The following is a 17,410-nucleotide window of genomic DNA, read 5'->3' on the forward strand; positions in this document are numbered from 1 at the left end:
CTCTATCCAATTGCAGTAACCATGTTTATGGTAATGACTAATCAGACGACGAGAGCAACATGACCGATTTCACAGCCCTATTTCCGGCCTGTTTTACCCTGCTAGGTGAGGAAACCTTCACCGACATCCTGACCACTGCCCACCCCAACAGTGCCTGTGCATTGGTTGATGCGCTGCGTGAGTATGATAGCGAGAGCCCGTGGCTAGCTGATCTGGCCGAACTGGAGTGGGCGATTGAAACAGCGCTACAGGCAAAAGAAGCTGCACCGTTTGATCTGATGTCATTAAGCGCACTCAGTGAGGCTGAGTATGCCCATGTGGTCTTTACTCTGACTCCGGGGACAACGCTGTTACAGTCTGATTTTGCCATTACCGAGCTTTACCAGCAGGTGTTAAACCCGCAAATCACGGCCGCCATGCAGAGCCTGACGATTGAGCTCGAACAACCCTGCCAACTGGCGATATTCAAACGCCAGCAGCAGGTTGTGATGCTACCGCTGGATGATTTTGCGCTGGTGCTGCTGGCCCACTTTCAGCAAGGTGGATCACTTGGGCAAGTGCAGGCAATGGATCCGAGCCAGTTACTGCCAGCACTGATTGAGCAGGGGATCGTCTGCGGGTTTACGCTGGACAACGGCGCAGCGTAACGAATATAAAAAAAGACAGCGAGGCTATCGCTGTCTTTTTTACACGGTTGGCGTTACAACTAACTTGTTACAATCCGCCTGTTACAACCAACCTTTACGCTTAAAGTAGAGGTAGGGCGCTAAACCCGCCAGCACCATTAAGATTAAGGCATACGGGTAGCCCAGATCCCATTTCAACTCGGGCATAAACTCAAAGTTCATGCCGTAGCTCGATGCGACCAGTGTTGGCGGTAGGAAGATCACCGACACAACCGAGAAGATCTTAATGATCCGGTTTTGTTCGATATTGATAAAGCCCATCGCCGCATCCATCAGAAAGTTCACTTTCTGAAACAGCGATTCGTTATGCGGCTGCAAAGATTCAATATCGCGCAGTACTTCACGTGCCTGCTCAAGCTCTTGGGCCGGCAAGCGTGCTTTACGCACTAAAAAGCTCAGTGCCCGCTGGGTATCCATCAGACACAAGCGCACTTTCCAACCAGCATCTTCCTGCTCGGCCAATTTTGACAGTGCTTCATCAAAATTTTCGCCCTGTTTTCCTTCCAAAATAACCCGCCCAAGGGCTTCGAGTTCGCTGTAGATATTCTCTATCACATCAGCAAGTTGCTCTATTTTGGTTTCAAACAGATCGAGCAGCAGCTCGTAGGCATTGCCCTCTTGCAGATACTGCGTGCGTGCGCGCATACGGTAGAGCCGGAAGGCCGGCAGTTCACGTTCACGCAGGGTAAACAACCGCCCTTCGCGGATAGTAAACGCCACCGTGGCATTGCTGGCGTAATCTTCGTTATCTTCGTAATAGAAAAAGGAGTGAATATGCAGGCCGTCTTCGTCTTCAAAAAAACGCGCACTAGCCTCGATATCTTCCAATTCTGGGCGAGTTGCCAGACCTTGCCCCAATTCCTGTTGAACCCGTTCACGCTCTTCTTCATCGGGTTCGATTAAATCAACCCACAGGGCTGATGTCAGTTTATCCTGCTCGTCTAGCTCTAAACGCTGCAGACGGCGATCGTCAAGTTTGAATGCGCTCAGCATGTGTCATACCTCCCCTTGCGGTTACGATATGAACAGCGCTTTGAAGCACGGCCAGAAGCACTCGGCTTCTACCAATTCAAAACTGGGCAAATGAGATTTAATCAGAAACGGCGGGCATCAGTGTGGCGCGGTTGCTGACAGGCAAATACTGTCAACACCTAAACAGGAGAGGACAGTTTAGCAGGCAAAAATCTCATTCCAGCATCGACTGGGTGTGTCCAAGGCGGTGTCCTCTCAAATGATAGTGCGCGAATGTTACGCCGGAGTGGAAAAGACTGTCAACCAGCTAGCGGGTTTGAGATGAATAAATTTTGTACCTTTAGCCGAACAGGTTAACTCACAGATCAAGGTGTTGGTGAAAATAACTGCAGTTTTCAGCCCTGTTTATGCTCTTGTAGGCTCAATGGCGCATAATGCTAATTTACTCTGCCAGATTCACTGCGCTTTTTTCCTTACTCGCGGGATATAAAGCCCGCAACAGCAACCCCAAAGACGGTTAATGCTGCGGAGTTCATGCTAGAGGTTTAAGATGTTATGAGCTTACCGCGTTTAGATTTTTTCAAGATTAGCAAACGCGAGCACCAGCCATTTAACCCCTTCGCCTTTAAACGCAACTTGTACGCGCGCGCCTTCATCGCTGCCTTCCATATTGATAATCGTGCCTTCACCAAATTTGCTGTGCCGCACCCGCTGGCCTAGGCTATAACCGCTGCCATTGCCCAGCGCTGCCGAAGCGGAAGGTGCTGAAAAACGGGTTTGAGTCACCGGCCGCGAGATAGTCGCGCGCAGCCGTACCTCTTCAAGGCACTCATTGGGAAGCTCTTTGATAAAGCGAGATGGCCGGTGGAACTGCTCTTTACCATACACCCGCCGCGACTCAGCATAGGTCAGAGTCAGTTTTTGCATGGCACGGGTGATGCCGACATAGGCCAGACGGCGCTCTTCTTCCAAACGGCCGCTCTCTTCGGCTGACTGCTGGCTGGGGAACATGCCCTCTTCAACACCCACAATAAACACATTCAAAAACTCCAGCCCTTTGGCCGAATGCAGTGTCATGAGCTGTACCGCATCATCATAGGCATCGGCCTGACCTTCGCCAGCCTCAAGTGCAGCATGGGTCAAAAAGGCCTGTAACGGGGTCATGTCTTCGGCCTCTTCCGGCAATTCGTATTGCCGTGTTGCCGTAACCAACTCCTCGAGGTTTTCTATCCTCGCTTGCCCTTTTTCGCCTTTTTCCTGTTCATACATGCTCCATAAACCGGAGTTACGGATCACGCGGTCGGTCTGAATGTGTAGCGGCAGATCACAGGTTTCAATTTCCAGTGCGCCGATCAGCTCGACAAAACGCATCAGTGCCGAAGCAGCACGCCCAGCCAGCACTTTATGCTGTAATAAAAACTCAGCCGCCTGCCAGAGTGTTTGCTGATTATCACGCGCAGCATGGCGGATCTGCTCAAGGGTGCGATCACCAATGCCACGGGTTGGGGTGTTAATCACTCGCTCAAACGCGGCATCATCGTTGCGGTTGGCAATCAGGCGCAGGTAAGCGAGTGTATCTTTAATTTCCTGTCGCTCAAAAAAGCGCATCCCGCCATAAATACGGTATGGCATCCCCGCCTGCAACAGCGCCTCTTCAAGTACCCGAGACTGGGCATTGCTGCGGTATAAAATAGCGCAATCTGACAGTGCCGCGCCGTTATCCTGCCAAGCTTTGATCCGGCTGACCACAAAGCGCGATTCATCCAGCTCATTGAATGCGCAGTACAATGAGATGGGTTCGCCGCCCTGTCCGTCAGTCCAAAGGCTTTTTCCCATCCGCTCACTGTTGTTGGCGATCAGGGCATTGGCTGCCGCTAAAATATTGCCTGACGAGCGGTAGTTTTGCTCCAAACGAATGGTATCTGCGCCATTAAAATCGTGTAGGAATTGCTGGATATTCTCAACCCGCGCACCGCGCCAACCGTAGATTGACTGGTCATCATCACCCACGATCATGACATGGTTCTGATTGCCAGCTAGCATTCTGATCCAAGCATATTGAATGCGGTTGGTATCTTGGAACTCATCGACCAAAATATTGGTAAAACGCTGCTGATAGTGCGCCAGAATCGCCGGTTTATGCAGCCAAAGCTCGTGGGCGCGCAGCAACAGTTCGGCAAAATCAACCAGCCCTGCCCGATCGCAGGCTTCCTGATAAGCCTGATAAATTTTCAGCCAAGTTGCTTCGGTCAGGTTGCCGTAAGTTTCAATGTGCGAAGGGCGCAGGCCTTCATCTTTTTTCCCATTGATAAACCACGCCGCTTGGCGGGCCGGCCACTGTTTTTCATCCAAATTCATGGCTTTAATCAGGCGTTTTAGTAACCGCTGCTGATCATCAGAGTCAAGAATTTGGAAATCCTGTGGTAAACCGGCATCCAGATGATGCGCGCGCAACAGGCGGTGGGCGATGCCGTGGAACGTGCCAATCCACATGCCGCCTTGCATTGTGCCGATCAATTGTTCGATACGATGACGCATTTCAGCCGCGGCTTTGTTGGTAAAGGTCACGGCTAAAATGGAGTATGGCGAGCAGTGCTCCACCTGCATCAGCCAGGCAATGCGGTGTACCAGCACACGGGTTTTACCGCTGCCTGCACCGGCTAGCACCAAGAGATTGCGGCGCGGCGCGGCCACCACATCGCGTTGTTTATCATTCAGGCCATCGAGCAGGCGGGATACATCCATCGGGCACTCTTACTGTGTTTTTATACAATGATGGGGATTATAACAGCTCAAGCAGCGAGTCCAACCGGCGGATTTCCAGCGTCGGCAGCGCGCGGCTGTCACGGTCAAGGCGCAATTGGCGCTGTTTATCGTTGATCCAGCACGCCTGCGCTCCGGCATGGATTGCCCCTTGAATATCGGTTTCCAGATGATCGCCAACATGCAGTAAGGCCTGCGGCGTAATATTTAGCTCGGCAGCAGCACGGTGAAACATATCCGGATAGGGTTTTGCTCGGCCAGCCGGACCAGCACGCAGGATCAAGCTAAAATAGGGTGCTAAACCGATCACAGCCGGATCAGCATTACCGTTGGTAATCGCCACCAGCGGCCAGCGCTGAGCGAGTATTTGCAATACTTGATGGGTCTCTGCCGGTACTGCAATTCGGTTACGCAGACGAGCAAAATCGGCCATTCCCTGATAGGCGGCTTGCTGCGCTCGGTCGGCGCTGTATCCACGAATATGCAAAGTCTGGTAAATGGCTTGATGACGCAGCGCCGTCATATCATGGCGCAGCAGCGGCTGCTCGGTAGCCACCTGCTGGCGGATCAGCGCCCACTCGGGCGTACCCAAATCGGCCAGCAGTGTATGTTGCTGCCTAAGCGTCTCGGCCGCATCCTGCTCGCAGGCCAGCATGACCGGTTCGTTGTCATACAGGGTATCATCCAGATCAAAACTGATGGCCGCAATCGGGTGCAAGGGGCGGAAAAATCGCATGTGTGCTCTCCTGTGGGATGCGCGCACGGCAGTGCTTTTCAGTGTCGTGCGCGCATGACGCTAGCGGGATCGCGGCGTCAGGGGTAGCGAATCAGTAAACGCTGACTCTGATACCGTGAATGTGGGTGTGGCACTAACCGATACCGGTTCTGCGGTTTTTTCGGTAGTGAACGCTGACGCCGATTGCTCAACGGGTTCAGGCGCTGTTGGTACTGCCGCATTTAACGCCGGCAGCTCTGACTCGGTGGCTGCTAGCAGACGGTTCAAATCGGCCGGTAAACGGCTACGTTTGGCGCGCGGGTGTGCGGCATCATACACATTGGCCAGATGCTGGAAATCAAGGTGGGTATACACCTGTGTGGTCGAGAGGTTGGCATGTCCGAGCATCTCTTGCACGGCGCGTAAATCACCGCTCGATTCGAGCATATGGGTAGCAAATGAGTGCCGCAGTTTATGCGGATGCACATGGCTGTTCAGCCCCTGCTTGATCCCCCATTCGGCCATCCGTTTTTGTACGCTGCGAGTAGCAATCCGCGTGCCCAAGCGTGAGATAAACAGCGCCTCATCGGTCGGTGATAGCAACGGGCGCAGTGTCAGCCAGCGTTGCAGCCACTCGGCGGCAGTACGGCCAAACGGCACTTGTCGCTCTTTTGCGCCTTTACCGAAGACCCGCACCTGCCCTGACTCAATATCCAGCTCGCGATAGTTCAGCCCGACCAGCTCTGACAGACGCAACCCCGCGCCATACATCAGCTCCATGATAGCGCGATCACGTACGGCTAGCGGATCTTGCTCATCCACATTTAAGAGCTGGGCAACCTCATCCACATCCATATTTTTCGGCAATCGGCCGGGTGGTTTCGGGGCGGGAACGGCGCGCGCTGGGTTGGCATTCAGTATGCCTTGTAGCACCAGATAATCGAGAAAACCACGCAAGACCGACAAACGCAGCCCTATCGAGCGCTCTTGCAACCCCTCACGCTTGGCACGTGCCGAGAGTTGTCGCACCCATGCAGCATCAAGCTGTGCCCAGCTTTGCAACTGCATTGCCTGCATCTGCCCGAGCATGACACGCAGCTGGCGGGTGTAGTTCTCGAGCGTCTTCGGGCTGACCTGCCGCTCTACGCGCAGATACAGCAGAAACTGGCTGATAGGCTCAGCCAGTGCGGGCAAGGTATCACTGATAACCGCGTGATCAGTGTTATTAGCCGCAACAGGGTCTGGTGCTATGCTTTTCTGCTCTGCTCGCGCAGCCACTTTGCGACGAGTGGCACTCGCAGCAAATGTTGAGGTGATACGTTTACTCACGGCGCGCCACCCATTTCGGCATTGCTGATTCGACAATTTGCGCCACATACTGCAACAACTGCGTGCCCATACCGGGCTGAAAATGCTGTGGATCACGGCTGGCAAAAATCAGCAGCCCCAGTTCGGCATGCTGGCCGATTCGCTGCATGGCTACAGAACCAACCCGCACGATATCCGGCAGCAGCAAAAGTTGTTCTGAGGCATTGAGCGGCCCCAGATAGCAGTCATGCGGCCTAAACTGGCCGCCAAAGCGCTGAATGCGCAGCGGCGCAAATTGCTCAGGGCTGAGCGACAGCCCGTGTGCGGTACTCGGCGCGCCGAGTAACCAGCGATCACTGAACAGGTGCACGCGACAGGCCAGTAACCCCAGATGGCGCGTCCACTCGCGCAGGCACTGCATGCCCTCGCTCAGATCGGCGGCCATCAGCAGATCGTGCTGTAACGGCAACAGGCGCAAGAATAGCTGCTCATTAGCCGCCACCAGCGTCTGCTGTTCCCGCTGCTGCTGCTGATACTCGGCAACGGTGTGCCGCAGTTGCAGCAGTTGCCGCTCAATCAGTGATACCGCGCCGTGGCTGTGGTGCGGGATCTGCAGCGTGTTGAGCAAGGGGGCATGGCGGTTAAAAAAATCAGGGTGCTCTGCAAGGTAGCGAGAAATAGACTGCTCGGTGAGCAGATTAATCTCTGGCTCTGGCGCAGAAGGGGGTGGCAGATGATCACTCATAGCTGAATAAACCCATCATAAATATGGGCCGCCGGCCCGGTCATATATAAGGGTTGCCCCACACCTTCCCAGCGGATCTGTAACGAGCCACCGGGTAAATCAACTTGCACCTGATTTTCAAGTAACCCCTGCACGATACCCACGGCAACAGCGGCACACGCGCCGCTGCCACAGGCCTGCGTTTCGCCCGCCCCGCGCTCATAGACCCGTAAACGAATATGCTGCGGGCTAAGTGTCTGCATAAAGCCGACATTCACCCGTTCAGGAAAACGCTCGTGGCTCTCAAGCAGCGGGCCAAGGCTTTCAACCGCGGCGGTATCTACGTTATCCACCTGCAGCACACAGTGCGGATTTCCCATGGATACTGCGCCGTAAAACACGGTCTGCGCGTCAGTGCGCAGAATATAGGTTTTCTCTTCTTTAACCGCTCGGTGCGGGATCTGGCTCGGCTCAAAAATCGGCAGCCCCATGTTGACGGTGATCTGCTCATCATCCTGAATTTTCAAGATCATTTTGCCGACCTGCGTGCTCACACGGATCTCACGTTTATTAATCAGCCCTTTTTGGTACACAAAGGCGGCAAAGCACCGCGCCCCATTGCCACATTGCGCCACTTCGCTGCCATCAGCATTGAAGATACGGTAGTGAAAATCCAAATCTGGATCATACGGCGGTTCAACCACCAGCAGCTGATCAAAACCAACACCCCGATGCCGATCTGCCAAACGGCGGATCAGCTCCGGTGAAAAGAAGACATTTTGCGTCACGGCATCGACTACCATAAAGTCGTTGCCAAGCCCATGCATCTTGGAAAATTGCACGCGATTCTCCATCATCACGGCAGCAGGTGCTCCCCGCGCCATAAATCGCTTAATTGCTCTCGTTCGCGGATCAGATAAGCCTTATCACCATCAACCAGCACTTCAGCCGGACGCACCCGCGAATTATAATTTGAGCTCATACTAAAGCCGTACGCACCGGCAGAACGCACAGCCAGCAAATCGCCGGCAGCAATTGGCAACTCGCGCCCTTTGCCGAGAAAATCACTGGTTTCGCACACCGGCCCAACCACATCATACACTGCACTCGGGCGTACTAATCCGGCATTCACCGGAATGATTTTCATCCACGCCTGATACAGAGCCGGGCGCAGCAGATCATTCATACCCGCATCAACAATCGCAAACTGGCGATCGCCGGCCGCTTTCAGGTATTCAACCTGCGTAACCAATAAACCGGCATTGGCCATGATCACCCGACCCGGTTCAAACACCAGTTCAAGCTGTGGCCGATCAGCAAGCTTACTGAGCAACGCGGCGGCATAATCAGCAGGCGGTGGTGGCGTTTCATCGTTATAACGCACGCCCAAACCGCCGCCGACATCAACATGTTGCAGCACAATGCCATCTTCGGCCAGTGCATCAATCAGGTGCAACAAACGGTCAAGTGCATCCATAAACGGGGCTAGATCGGTCAACTGCGAACCGATATGGCAATCAATCCCCACCACTTTTAGGTGCGGCAGATCACGCGCCAAGCGGTAAATCCGCCGCGCATCTTGGTGATTAATACCAAATTTATTCTCTTTTAGGCCAGTTGAGATATAAGGGTGCGTTTTGGCATCCACATCAGGGTTAACTCGCAACGAAACGGGCGCAAGACACCCTTGCTCACCAGCCACCTGATTTAGACGTTGCAGTTCAGCTTCTGATTCAACATTAAAACAGCGAATGCCCAGCTCAAGCGCCCGAACCATATCCTCACGACTTTTTGCTACGCCGGAAAAGACCACTTTACGGGGATCACCACCGGCGGCCAGCACACGCTCAAGCTCGCCGCGCGAAACAATATCAAACCCCGAGCCTAAACGGGCTAGCAGGTTTAACAGCGCCAAATTGGAGTTGGCCTTTACCGCATAGCAAATCAGGTGCGGGTGCCCCGCCACCGCCTGATCAAAGGCGTGAAAATGGCGCTCTACGGTGGCACGTGAATAGACATACAACGGCGTTGAAAACTGTGCCGCCAGCTCCTCAACAGCAATGCCTTCGGCATATAACTGCTGGTTTCCCTGATAATTGAAGTGATCCAACCTAGCCTTCCTTGATTGATATAATCGTCTAAATGGCCGTCTCTATTGATGTCAGCTTACGTAACACAACATCATTTGATATGGAATTACGCCGCCGGTACTGCCGTATTTTCACTCACAGGCGCAGACTCGGTTGTCGTGTTGGACGCTGGCGCTTTCACCGGTGCACTCGGCTGTGCAGGTGCTGGCATATACAACGGCCCTTTTACGCCACAACCGGCCAGAGTAAACAAAGCACATAATGCTAGCGCACGACAAAGAGAATTTTTCATGGGATCGCCTGTTGTTAACGGTTATAAGTTATTTACGCTTGTAAGATCTCTATAATCGCAGCTCGATCATGAAAAGCAAGAGGACACCGACATGAATGACAGCCAATTCCACCAATATGCCGATCAGGTGTGGCAAACTCTCGAAGAAAAACTCGATGATATTGATACCGATATCGATTATGAAAATCAGGGCGGGGTGATGACGCTGACGTTTGAAGATGGCAGCAAAATCATTCTTAACCGCCAAGAGCCGCTACACCAAATCTGGGTTGCCACCAAGTTTGGCGGTTTCCATTTTGATTTTCGGGATGAAGAGTGGATCTGCAACCGCTCAGCGGCTGAGTTTTGGGAATTTTTATCGCTGGCATGCAGTACCCAGTCGGGCGAAGAGGTCTCGTTGCGCTTGTCTTAATTTTTTATTGGCGGTTTTTCGCTGGCCGTATTTTTATTTACCGTAGTCGGTCAGTATAAGCAGCAAAGCCGTATCACCCGCGATGTGATTTAGAACCATACTGTTCTATTCAGGGCACAGGCGGGTGATCTCTTTACGGTATATTTGCAGATATAGCACCGCTTACAGTGAGCTTAAGCCTGCGACTGATGCAGATTAAACAAAATTTCCGGTGGGAATGTCAGCGCTGGGTCTATTACCGCACCATCTCGTACCGCACCATCACGCAGTTCACCGCTGCGGTAAGGGTCTATCTGGGTACGGCCATCACGCTGCACCACCTGATAAAACTGCGGCAAATTGAAATTGATAATGCTGGCACCCACGGTCAGCTTATCGTGCGAGGCGGCATAGAAGCGGTTCACATCCTGCACCAGCTCGTCTTTATTGCCCTCACAGTTTTGATAGACTTCGATGCGGTTAGCTTCATCTAAAATATAGATGTTGAACCCGCGCTCGCTGTCTTCAAAGAAAAACTGAATTAGCCCTTCACTGGCATAAGCATCAACAATCGGTGGCAAGTGTGGTTCGGCCGTGCCGATCACCAGCGGGAAACCGTGCAGTTTGGTATTTGAGATACAGCCGTAAAAATCGACGCCATTCTCCAGCTTTTGTACCGATACGCCACGGCGCTCAAAGAACAGGCCCCACATCTGGCCGGCAATCCGCAGCGGTTTAAAGCGTTTTGGCTCAGGGCATTCGCTCGATAAACGCAAATCAATACACTCAGCAACCACCTGTGAAACACGGTTACGCAAAATGGCACGCAGATGACGGCTATAGCAAAACACATCCACTGCTTCGGGTAGCGCCGCATCCTGATGCATCTTGCCTAAAATGGTCTTAATGGCATCGAGCAGGCACTCTTCACCGCGAAAATGCAGGGTACGCACCTCATTCCACGAGTTGCGATACAGCAGATCAATGCTGCCGATTAAACTCTGCTGCTGCTGGCCGAAGCTAAATACATCGGTCTGGCTAAAATCAAACCGGACTTCGCTATTGTTAAAATCGGCGGTCGGGTCAACTTCTAGATTGATGATGATGCCCAAGTGCCTGATTTCACACGGGCTATACAGATCTTTTTGGCTCGGCATTGGGCGACGAATCGGGAAATGGCTGCGGATATCTTCCACCAACTGACGCAGCTTCGCGGTATCGCAAGCGCTACCAGAGCCCTGCACATGCAGACGGCTTTGCGGTGTCAGCAGGCCATTAAAATAGCTCCAGGCTACCAGTTTACTCAGGTAGCGGTTGTACTCTAAGTTAGGCCGGCCGGCTATCTCAAAAATCAGCGGGGCTTTGTTATACAGATACCAGCCTTTCGGGTTGGAACGCCCTTCTGGAACTTGAATAAAGGTCAGATCACGCTCTGACAGATCAGGCGAAATCTGCGGGTTAACCAGTGTGACTTTCCCCGGTAAAACCTCAAACGCCGCATACAGTTTACGGGTGAGTACCCCGATATCTTCTGGGCTGGCGCTGACACTGATATTGTGCCGCCGCGCAAAACGGATCAAATTGCGGTAGCTCTGCATCAGCGCTTCAAGCAGCTCATTATGCGCTTCACGCACCTGCTCTATTTTCCAGTTAGCACGATCATCGAGCTTGCGAAGTTTTGCCTCGCTCCAACCCCAATCAGCCACCAGTGTTTGCAGGATCTCGCGCCGCCAGCAGTTGCTGGTTGCCGGTTGCGAGAGCTTTTCGCACACTTTCAGATAAAAGCAGCGGCGTGCCAAATCAAGGCGGGTTTCATCACCCACCGATTGTAAATAGCGAGTTACACGGCCAAGCATCATGCTGTAGGCATCAAGGCCATAGCTGATGATATTGCCCTCGTGCATGCACTGCTTCATCTCTAGCGCCAGCAGCTGTGTTTCTGGGTACTCACAGGAGTACGCTTCCAGCAACAGGCTTTTTAATACGGCTTTGTAAGGGGAATCAATACTTTTGTAGAGCTGCCACAAGCTCGCGCCGTAGTACTCGGCTGCCGACAGCTTGCCAAGGCCGCCCAAATCCAGCCACTCATTGGCGTTCAGCGCACCCTGTGCATACAGTAAAAGCACGTACTCATCGTACTGCTCTTCCATCTCAACGGGCACCATGCTCCACAAAATACGCTTACCCGCCAAGCGTACGGCAGTGCGGTAGAACTCATCAAGCAGTAGCAAGTGCTGCATCGAGCCGCAGTTTTCGGTACTCAGGGTATCGTATTCGTTATGGCGAAAACGGTTTTCATCGATCAGAAAGAAGCTAATATCAACGCCGCGTGAACGTGCCCACTGCTCAAGCAGTAAACATTTATCCAGTAAACGCTGACGCTCATCGCGATCTAGCCATGATTGATGACAGATCCAGATATCCAGATCAGAATCACTGCTTTGGCCGACCGACGAGGTGCTGCCCATTGAATAGATGGCGGTAATCGGAAGTTCGCCGTCTTGCGGCTCTTGGATAGGAACGCCCCAGGCGCGCGAACAGTCGTCAATAAACTGCTGCTGCATTTCATCGGGCGTGAACAGGCAGACACCGCAGGGAACGGTATCATCAAGGTAGCCTGGCATCATAGGGTGATTGTAATTCAGCAAAACCGGCAATAAGCTGTAAACCTGATGAAAAGCAGGCCCCATCGCTGCCAGCGCGCGTTCAACACGCAGCTGATTCATGGCATCCATTCGCCGTTTGAGTGTTTCAATATACAGGTACAATACGCGTTGCCTGACATTTATACCGGAATTCCGGTAACCAACCCACCGACACCATACACATCCGTGTCTTACCCTTGCATTGTACTGTTGCTGCACTATGATGGCGGAAACGTGATCAATTTAACACTTTTCCGCATCACCGTAAAGATAGCAGGGTCTATCTCTACCCCGTATTTGCCTTCTCAGCGTACGATTATCCCCGCTCTTTGTATCGTTGAAAAAACGATTGCTTTCACATTTTTTTTACATCATTTATCGATAAATGCAATCTTTATCACAATTATTACGATTTTTCTCGCTGTAAAGCGCAAAGAGTGCGATCCGATGCGCTGACACCTGAGGGCTGCCAATGGTAGGATTAACCAATCTCAATCATACGGTTAATAGCATGTCTACTCCGCATCTCAGTCTGTCGCGCATTCGCATTGCCACCCGCCAAAGCCCGCTGGCGCTCTGGCAGGCCAATTATGTCAGTGCGCTGTTACGTCAGCATCACCCTGATTTAGAAGTCGAACTGGTGCCGATGGTAACAAAGGGCGATATTATTCTCGATACACCTCTGGCAAAAGTGGGCGGTAAGGGCCTGTTTGTCAAAGAGTTAGAGCTTGCGCTGCTAGAAGATCGCGCCGATATCGCCGTACACTCAATGAAAGATGTACCGGTCGATTTTCCTGCCGGACTGGGTTTGCACTGTATTTGTGAACGCGAAGACCCGCGTGATGCGTTTGTCTCGCATCACTATGCTAATCTTGATGCTCTGCCGCATGGCGCGGTCGTTGGCACATCAAGCTTACGTAGGCAGTGTCAGCTGCGCGCAGCACGCCCCGATTTACAGATAAAAGACTTGCGCGGTAATGTCGGCACCCGTTTGGGCAAATTAGACAACCATGAGTACGATGCCATTATCTTGGCGGCGGCCGGCTTAAAGCGCTTGGGGCTGGAAACGCGAATTCGCGCCTACCTAAGTGTTGAGCAATCACTGCCAGCCGTCGGTCAAGGTGCTGTCGGTATCGAGTGCCGTCAGCACGATGCGCGTGTACAAGCACTGCTTGCGCCGCTAAATCATCCGGAAACCGCACTGCGGGTAGCTGCTGAACGGGCGATGAACACCCGCTTGGAAGGCGGTTGCCAAGTGCCTATCGGCAGTTATGCGCTGCTAGAAGGCAATCAGATCTACCTGCGAGCGCTGGTCGGTGCGCCCGATGGATCTCAGATTATTCGCGGTGATATTCGCGGCCATGCCGATACTGCCGAACAGCTGGGCATTACACTGGCCGAACAGCTACTGACACAGGGTGCTGGCCGTATTCTGGCCGAGGTTTATGGCACATTTGGCCCCGCTGCCACTAACGCATGACAATTTTGGTCACACGACCGGGAGATCCTGGTCAGGCTTTAACCCAAGCACTCTCGGCCAGTGGCCGTGCGGCGATTCATGCGCCGCTTTTTGCCCTCAGTGCTGGGCGCGAGCTAAATACCTTATCGGCCGCGTTAAACCGCCTACAAGCCGGTGACTGGATCATTGCCGTTTCAGGTAATGCTGTGCGCTATGCACAGCAAACCTTGCAGCAGATTGGTGCGTCATGGCCTGCGGTGCAGTATGCTGCGGTAGGCCGAAGCACCGCCCATGCGCTGCAACTGGCTTGTGGTCAGCCGGTGCTGTTTCCGGCACAAGATGAAACCAGTGAGGGTCTGTTGCAGGTGATCACCGCACCGGCCATAGCGGGTCGTCAGGTGCTGATTTTACGCGGTAACGGCGGGCGGCCTTTGCTGGCCGACACCTTCACCACGTGGGGGGCAATGGTTACCCTGCACGAGTGTTATCAGCGGTTACCGATTGAACAGTGCGGTGAACAACTGACCGATATCTGGCAACGGGCCAATGTGAATATCCTGCTGATTACCAGCGGCGAGATATTGCAACAACTGGTTGCCTTAGTACCGAAAACTGAACATGATTGGCTGACATCTTGTCGATTAGTCGTCGTCAGTAAACGCATTGCCGCAATGGCGCAGGCGCTCGGGTGGGCTGAAATTGTGATTTCATCCCATGCCGATAACCTGTCTCTCATTGCCGCAGTTGAACAATTTGAATAACTTGGGATGAACCCTCAATGACGGATCACAAGCCCCAGTCGTCCCCTGCTGCGGATGAACAAGCGACTTCAACGTCAACACCTCATGCTGAATCAGCCGTCACTGCTGACAGCAGCAAGACTGCCGCACCGCAAGCGCCGGCAAAAACCGAAACCACCGCCAAAAGCGGGCAGACCCTCGGCGCTATCGCCATTGCACTGGTGATCGCCTTAGGCGGCGGGTTGTACTACCACGGCCACCAGCAGAACGTAACGCAAAGCGGTGAGCTGGCACAGATGCAGCAGAAGGTCGATACCCTGACTAGTGCCCTGACCGAATCACTGGCTAATCAGAAAAAACTAGCCAGCGAAATGAGCAGTGACATCAACCAAACTCTTGCGCGTGCCAAGCAGACACAGGCCGAACAAGAAGAGCAGATCCAGACCCTACAGCGTCAGCTGACCGAAGTAGCTGGCCGCCGCTCGAATGACTGGCTACTGGCGGAAGCTGACTATCTGGCCAAAAATGCCGGCCGTAAACTGTGGATGGAGCAAGACATCACCTCCGCGGGAGCACTGCTCAAGAGTGCCGACCTGAGTGTGGCTCAGATGAACGATCCTAGCCTGCTGCCGATTCGCCAAGCGCTGGCTGACGACATCTCAACCCTCTCTGGCATCACCAAAATCGATACCGATGGTTTAATTCTTAGCATCACTAGCCTTGCCAATCAGGTCGATAACCTGAAACTGGCCGATACCCAACTGCCACCAGCAGAGGGCGCTACTGATGATCTGGGCTTAAGCCACTCGATTCGTGATTGGAAATCCAACCTGATCAAGAGTTGGGATAGCTTTGTGGATGATTTCATCACCGTTCGCCGCCGCGACGGTGCAGTTGAGCCGCTGCTAGCCCCAAACCAAGACTACTATTTGCGTGAAAACATCCGCCAGCGTCTGCAAATGGCAGCGATGGCCATTCCGCGCCATCAAAACGAGCTGTATAAGCAATCACTGGAAAAAGTCGATACGTGGGTGCGCTCCTACTTTGATATGCAAGATAGCAGCACGCAGGCATTTTTAAATGAAATTGGCAGCCTGAGTGAAGAGTCTATTTATGTCGATCTACCGCAAAGCTTAAAGAGCCAGCCACTGATCGATGATGCCTTGCAAACGCGCGTACGCAACCTGCTGGCACAGCCTTCCGTAGGCCAGACTCCGGTAGCACCTGCCACCAGTGTCCCTGCCGCCGCACCGGCTGCACCGGTACTTAACTAACTGGGAGCCGTTATGACGCGGATATTTATACTGTTAGCCATTATTATCGGCGGCCTGATTATCGGGCCACAATTTGCCGGTCATCAGGGCTATGTTCTGATTGTTGCAGGCCCTTATACGGTTGAGATGAGCCTGACGAGCATGATCATTTTGGTGATTTTAACGCTCGCCGCCCTGTTTATCCTTGATTCTGTACTACGCCGTTTAGTGCGCTTTGGCTCATCCACACAAGGCTGGTTTGCACACCGCAAACGCAATCGCGCCCGCAAACAGACCATTGCCGGCCTGCTCAAGCTGACCGAAGGTGATTACCAGCAGGCTGAGCGCCTGATGGCAAAAAGTGCCGAACATGCCGATCAACCGGTCGTTAACCTGCTGATGGCAGCCGAGGCGGCACAGCAGCGCGGCGATAACCTCAACTGCAACCAGTATCTGCACCGCGCCGCCGAGCTGGCCGGCAGCGATACCCTACCAGTTGATATCACTCGCGTGCGCCTACAACTGGCACAAGGTGAAATCCACGCCGCCCGTCACGGTGTCGATAACCTGCTGGCGGTCGCTCCGCGTCATCCGCAGGTTTTGCGTTTAGCACAGCAGACCTATTCACAGGCCGGTGCACATGCCGCTCTGCTTGATCTGCTGCCACAGCTGACCAAATCTAACCTGTTCAGCGAAGATGAGCTGACGCACATTACCCTTGAGGCTGAAAATGGCCTGATGAGTAAAGCGATGCATGAAAACGGCAGTGAAGGGTTGATGGGCTGGCTGCGCAATCAGCCGCGTAAACGCCGAACTAACCCCGATACACTAGCATTGCTGGCTGGGCATTTGATTGAGTGTGATGATCACTACCATGCACAAGCCGTTATCCTCGACGGGCTGCATAAGCAAGCACACCCAGAGCTGCTGAAAATCATCAGCAAACTGCACCCGAGCGATCCGGCGGCAGTCGAAAAAGTGTTGCTGCACCTGCTGAAAAAACAGCCGGATGATGCTCTAATCAACCGAACTCTTGGCCATATTCAGGTTGCACAGGGTGAGTATCAGCAAGCGGAAGCCTCGCTGAAAAAAGCGCTGGCCGCTGAACCGGTAGCCGGTGATTATGCATTACTTGCCAATGTGATGGATAAGCTCGGCATGGCACAAGATGCCGGTGAAATGCGTCGTAAAGGTCTTGCTACCTTAGAGTAACCCTCTCAAATAGCACTAACCTGCGAATAAAAAAACCGTCCTCACTGTGAACTGAAGACGGTTTTTTTTGCGTAAAATTGCACGATATCATTAGGTACTGCAGTCACATGCTGTAAGCATACAGAGGAATCACACAGCAATCACACGATATACATTAAGC

14 protein-coding genes and 1 pseudogene are annotated in these 17,410 nt (G+C 53.0%); 6 read left to right on the forward strand and 9 right to left on the reverse strand.

What is annotated here, in order from left to right:
• The first annotated feature begins 59 nt into the window (after nt 1-59).
• On the forward strand, nt 60-647 hold the full coding sequence (locus AC1HDJ_RS01770; protein ID WP_479536784.1) for a hypothetical protein: 588 nt from the start codon (nt 60-62) through the stop codon (nt 645-647).
• Between the two features lie 81 nt (nt 648-728).
• On the opposite strand, the gene corA is transcribed toward AC1HDJ_RS01770, so the two are convergent.
• From corA to lptM, 8 genes and pseudogenes are all read right to left on the reverse strand, one after another.
• Nucleotides 729-1,679 (reverse strand): magnesium/cobalt transporter CorA, encoded by a 951-nt coding sequence (corA, locus tag AC1HDJ_RS01775; RefSeq protein ID WP_438623260.1) that lies wholly within the window; start codon nt 1,677-1,679, stop codon nt 729-731.
• 549 nt (nt 1,680-2,228) lie between these two features.
• On the reverse strand, nt 2,229-4,403 hold the full coding sequence (gene uvrD / locus AC1HDJ_RS01780; RefSeq protein WP_479536786.1) for a DNA helicase II: 2,175 nt from the start codon (nt 4,401-4,403) through the stop codon (nt 2,229-2,231).
• A 37-nt stretch (nt 4,404-4,440) separates the two neighbouring features.
• Nucleotides 4,441-5,157: a 5-amino-6-(5-phospho-D-ribitylamino)uracil phosphatase YigB gene (gene yigB, locus AC1HDJ_RS01785; RefSeq protein ID WP_479536788.1), complete on the reverse strand. Its 717-nt coding sequence runs from the start codon at nt 5,155-5,157 to the stop codon at nt 4,441-4,443.
• A gap of 276 nt (nt 5,158-5,433) precedes the next feature.
• A pseudogene (gene xerC, locus AC1HDJ_RS01790) lies at nt 5,434-6,342 on the reverse strand (tyrosine recombinase XerC); the annotation flags it as partial.
• A gap of 115 nt (nt 6,343-6,457) precedes the next feature.
• The gene (locus AC1HDJ_RS01795) at nt 6,458-7,189 is read right to left on the reverse strand and encodes a DUF484 family protein (protein ID WP_479536790.1); all 732 of its coding nucleotides are present in this window, start codon (nt 7,187-7,189) and stop codon (nt 6,458-6,460) included.
• Complete coding sequence (gene dapF, locus AC1HDJ_RS01800; protein WP_479536793.1) at nt 7,186-8,010, reverse strand: diaminopimelate epimerase; 825 nt, start codon at nt 8,008-8,010, stop codon at nt 7,186-7,188. The genes AC1HDJ_RS01795 and dapF overlap by 4 nt, the downstream gene beginning before the upstream one ends.
• 14 nt (nt 8,011-8,024) lie before the next feature.
• Entirely contained in the window at nt 8,025-9,278 is a 1,254-nt protein-coding gene (gene lysA, locus AC1HDJ_RS01805; protein ID WP_479536795.1) for a diaminopimelate decarboxylase, read from the reverse strand.
• Between the two features lie 86 nt (nt 9,279-9,364).
• Nucleotides 9,365-9,550, reverse strand: a complete 186-nt coding sequence (gene lptM / locus AC1HDJ_RS01810) for an LPS translocon maturation chaperone LptM (protein ID WP_438629334.1) — start codon at nt 9,548-9,550, stop codon at nt 9,365-9,367.
• 91 nt (nt 9,551-9,641) lie between these two features.
• On the opposite strand from lptM, the gene cyaY reads away from it, so the two are divergent.
• The gene (gene cyaY, locus AC1HDJ_RS01815; protein ID WP_479536797.1) at nt 9,642-9,962 is read left to right on the forward strand and encodes an iron donor protein CyaY; all 321 of its coding nucleotides are present in this window, start codon (nt 9,642-9,644) and stop codon (nt 9,960-9,962) included.
• 173 nt (nt 9,963-10,135) lie between these two features.
• Here cyaY and AC1HDJ_RS01820 read toward each other — a convergent pair whose 3' ends face one another.
• Nucleotides 10,136-12,709 carry a class I adenylate cyclase gene (locus AC1HDJ_RS01820; RefSeq protein WP_479536799.1) on the reverse strand — a complete coding sequence of 858 codons (2,574 nt, stop codon included), beginning with the start codon at nt 12,707-12,709 and terminating at the stop codon, nt 10,136-10,138.
• Nucleotides 12,710-13,097: 388 nt separating this feature from the next.
• Between AC1HDJ_RS01820 and hemC the strand changes: the two genes are divergently transcribed.
• Genes hemC through AC1HDJ_RS01840 form a run of 4 tightly spaced genes read left to right on the forward strand, consistent with a single transcriptional unit; the run spans nt 13,098 to nt 17,250 of the window.
• Nucleotides 13,098-14,066 carry a hydroxymethylbilane synthase gene (gene hemC / locus AC1HDJ_RS01825; protein WP_479536801.1) on the forward strand — a complete coding sequence of 323 codons (969 nt, stop codon included), beginning with the start codon at nt 13,098-13,100 and terminating at the stop codon, nt 14,064-14,066.
• Nucleotides 14,063-14,806: a uroporphyrinogen-III synthase gene (locus AC1HDJ_RS01830; protein WP_479536803.1), complete on the forward strand. Its 744-nt coding sequence runs from the start codon at nt 14,063-14,065 to the stop codon at nt 14,804-14,806. Before hemC ends, AC1HDJ_RS01830 begins: the two co-directional genes overlap by 4 nt.
• 17 nt (nt 14,807-14,823) lie before the next feature.
• Nucleotides 14,824-16,059 carry a uroporphyrinogen-III C-methyltransferase gene (hemX, locus tag AC1HDJ_RS01835; RefSeq protein ID WP_479536805.1) on the forward strand — a complete coding sequence of 412 codons (1,236 nt, stop codon included), beginning with the start codon at nt 14,824-14,826 and terminating at the stop codon, nt 16,057-16,059.
• Between the two features lie 12 nt (nt 16,060-16,071).
• Nucleotides 16,072-17,250, forward strand: coding sequence for a heme biosynthesis HemY N-terminal domain-containing protein (locus AC1HDJ_RS01840; RefSeq protein ID WP_479536807.1), 1,179 nt, complete (start codon nt 16,072-16,074; stop codon nt 17,248-17,250).
• The last annotated feature ends 160 nt before the right edge of the window (nt 17,251-17,410 follow it).

This window comes from Plesiomonas sp. ISS29, assembly GCF_056522795.1.

Bases quoted from the DNA above. Each gene is read 5' to 3' on its own strand.
- AC1HDJ_RS01770 (WP_479536784.1), top strand. From the start codon at position 60: ATGACCGATTTCACAGCCCTATTTCCGGCCTGTTTTACCCTGCTAGGT.
- corA (WP_438623260.1), bottom strand. From the start codon at position 1,679: ATGCTGAGCGCATTCAAACTTGACGATCGCCGTCTGCAGCGTTTAGAG.
- uvrD (WP_479536786.1), bottom strand. From the start codon at position 4,403: ATGGATGTATCCCGCCTGCTCGATGGCCTGAATGATAAACAACGCGAT.
- yigB (WP_479536788.1), bottom strand. From the start codon at position 5,157: ATGCGATTTTTCCGCCCCTTGCACCCGATTGCGGCCATCAGTTTTGAT.
- AC1HDJ_RS01795 (WP_479536790.1), bottom strand. From the start codon at position 7,189: ATGAGTGATCATCTGCCACCCCCTTCTGCGCCAGAGCCAGAGATTAAT.
- lptM (WP_438629334.1), bottom strand. From the start codon at position 9,550: ATGAAAAATTCTCTTTGTCGTGCGCTAGCATTATGTGCTTTGTTTACT.
- cyaY (WP_479536797.1), top strand. From the start codon at position 9,642: ATGAATGACAGCCAATTCCACCAATATGCCGATCAGGTGTGGCAAACT.
- hemC (WP_479536801.1), top strand. From the start codon at position 13,098: ATGTCTACTCCGCATCTCAGTCTGTCGCGCATTCGCATTGCCACCCGC.
- AC1HDJ_RS01830 (WP_479536803.1), top strand. From the start codon at position 14,063: ATGACAATTTTGGTCACACGACCGGGAGATCCTGGTCAGGCTTTAACC.
- hemX (WP_479536805.1), top strand. From the start codon at position 14,824: ATGACGGATCACAAGCCCCAGTCGTCCCCTGCTGCGGATGAACAAGCG.
- AC1HDJ_RS01840 (WP_479536807.1), top strand. From the start codon at position 16,072: ATGACGCGGATATTTATACTGTTAGCCATTATTATCGGCGGCCTGATT.